The organism is Oscillatoria sp. HE19RPO, from assembly GCF_024220515.1.
In the GTDB taxonomy this organism is placed as follows: Bacteria; Cyanobacteriota; Cyanobacteriia; order Cyanobacteriales; family Laspinemataceae; genus Laspinema.
On record NZ_JAMXOT010000497.1, the window covers coordinates 1 to 2925 of the forward strand.

Sequence of the window (2925 nt, forward strand, 5' to 3'; positions counted from 1 at the left end):
CCATCTCCTTGACTCCAAATGCCGTCGCTGGCACCGGGTAATGTCAGGTTTTTGACTAAGGTTCCGGTGTCGCTGTTGCCAGCCAGTCCGCTGAGGTAATGATTACCTAAGAATTTGTCACTCGTAGTGATGTTGCTGTCGGTGGACAGGTAGAAACCCACGTTGAATGCACCCGCATCACTGGCTTCGGTGTTTTGAATCCGGAATTGGCTGTCAAAACTTTCTCCGGCTTTGAGGGGTTCTTGGATGACGTTGAAGTATTCTCCCGACAGGTCGATCAATTGGGGTTTGGGGTCGTTGTCGTAGATGGTGACAGTGCGAGTAGTGTTGCTGCCAACAAGATAGTTGCTGTTGCTGTTTAAGGTCAGTTGAACTTGCTCGGTTCCCTCATAACTGCTGTCATTGGTGATATCTACGGGGATGTACGCGAAACTCGCACCGGCTGGAATCGTCACATAGCCGGAAAGATAGCTGTAGTCACTGCCGTTAGTCGCACTGCCACTGACTGAGTAGTAAACCGTTTCCGCTTTACTGTTGTCCCCACCGCTACGATAAACATAGAACTGAGCATCGTTGGGAGTTTCACCGGCGTTGCGTTCCCAACCCGAGGTGTCGCTGCTGTACAGATTGATGGTGGATTTGGCAACATCGTTGTCTGCAATATTAACCGTGGCGCTACTGCCACTTCCCACCACATAATTCGAGTTAGAGGTCAAGCTCACCACTACAGTTTCGGTGCTTTCCACCTGGAAATCATCCAAAACGTTAACGGGAATTTTTGCTGTTGTCGAACCGGCAGGAATAGTCACATATCCACTCAGAGAAGTGTAGTCGCTGCCAGCAATAGCATTACCCGATACGGAGTAGTAAACCGTGAGCGACGAAGCGGTACTGCCATTGCGAGTGACGCTAAATTCACCGTTGTTATAGGGTTCGCCAGCCGAGGAATCAGTAGCACTAATGGTGACTTGGGGTTTAGTTGGTGCTTTTTGAGTGAGGTTCAGCTTAATTTCCCCAGTCGCTTTGTTGTAACCATCTACTGCAATTTTGTACGTCTGACCTGCAACAGCGTTGAACTTAACTTCGCTCGTGTTGTTGCTACTGGAGACGTTATCGTTTTCAGCGATTTTGGTCATACTGGAAACGGAGTATCCGGTATAAACGCCCAAGAGGGTATTGAAATTGCTACCTGTAGTCGTCAGAGTCACTTCACCGGAACTGGGAGCCGTCCACGACCACCAAACCGACTTCCCACCTGCGTTCCCCCCATGGTTTGCTTCGCCACTTTCTTCAGTCGCGTTGTAGTTCAATCCCGTTGTGCTAATCGAAGACCCGCTAATCACTTTTGCTTTGGCAAAGTGGTCGTTGGAATGCCGCCAGTTAGATGCGGCATAAGATGTTAGATTAAGAGTTTTCGCGTTGTTGGTTTGACTCGTTCCACCAGCTACACCCTCATAGAATAAACTTGGATTTGACCAGTAATTTTTGCGGGTTGTTTGACCATCGGGATATGCCATAATCGTTCGCCATTTACCCGTTGCAATGTATCCATGAGAATACGAATGCAAACCATTTCCCTTAGTCAAATTGTGACCCGCACCCAGATTGTGACCCAATTCATGAGCAAAAGTATAATTGGTTCGCGCTGCAGAGAGAGTAGAAATATTGAATCCAGTCGTTCCCGACAAATACTGCTCTTCAGGTATCAAGTAGCCTATGCCTGGTGCTTGTTGTTTGTTGCCTTCTTTATCGTAGAAATTGAGAGATTTGTCTATCCAAAGGCTTACTACATCAGCAGAGTATAAATCTCTCAGTGCATGGATTTCGTCCATGTACCCATCTGATTTTCCCTGCAAATTATTAAGTGCAGGATTGCCCCATTCTGACCCTGGATTACCAGTCTGTGCCGTAGCAACAATACGAATACGGTGATTGACACCGCTATTTTGATAGCCTTGATTAGTTTCTGCTTCCACAGCAGCAATATGTGCTTTAAGCGAGTCCAAACCGCCTGCTTGTTGGACAGTGGCAGCAGTGTAGACAATTAGAACATCAATAATCGATCCATCATCAGCCAGTGTGGTATCGGCAACTGTGATGCCTTGCCCCAAAGCAGAAGCAATTTGGCCAGAAACAGTTTCGTCATCAGCTGCCGTTACTGATGAGTTTGAAGAAGATCCTACACCGTCTGCAAGAGCCATCAATCCATCGGCTGCAATGGTATAGGAACGCCCACTGACAACATCCGCAGCAGTTGCAGGCTTACCTACCCAAGCACCACAGGAGCATAGATAATCAGAAGCAGTATCTGGAACAGCTTGTTCGGAATTTTCAGGATTTACACTGACAGGAGTAGAGGTGATTTGCTTATCAAGCTCTTTCAAGTCAATTTCTTGAACAACGTAAGCTCCACTTGCCAAAAATTTTAATTCATACAGTTTGTCATCAACTCGGACTTTACCGTAAGTCACATCACTGATTGCGCTCTTGACCAAGTAGACTTCGCTATATTCCGCACCTTCGACCGTGCCAACACGCACTAAGTTGTCTCCATTTGACGAAAGCTCTGCTGGATCGAAATTAACTTCTATCGAAACATCTTCAAACAGATCTAACTTAAGGTTTTGGCTGCCAGAGCTTTCAGCAGCCAATAGATCGGTATTCACTTTGACAAAGCTCTGGCGCACCACCCCAGGGTCGTCAGTGGTAGCATTTTCAGGAATTTCACTGGGAGCGATCGCCTCAAACAGAGGTTTTGCAGGCTGTTCTGAATGTTCAAGAACTGGTTCAGAAGGTTCTGAGGGCTGTTCAGCTACAGGTTCAGAGGGTTGTTCAGGAGTTTCCGGTTCTGAGGGCTGTTCAGCTACAGGTTCAGAGGGTTGTTCAGGAGTTTCCGGTTCTGAGGGCTGTTCAGCTACAGGTTCA

At 47.3% G+C, this 2925-nt stretch carries 1 protein-coding gene; it reads right to left on the reverse strand.

Going from position 1 to position 2925, the window contains the following annotated elements; all coding sequences use genetic code 11:
- A partial coding sequence (locus NG833_RS30060) for a Calx-beta domain-containing protein (protein WP_254568931.1) occupies positions 1 to 2925 on the reverse strand: 2925 nt, incomplete at both ends.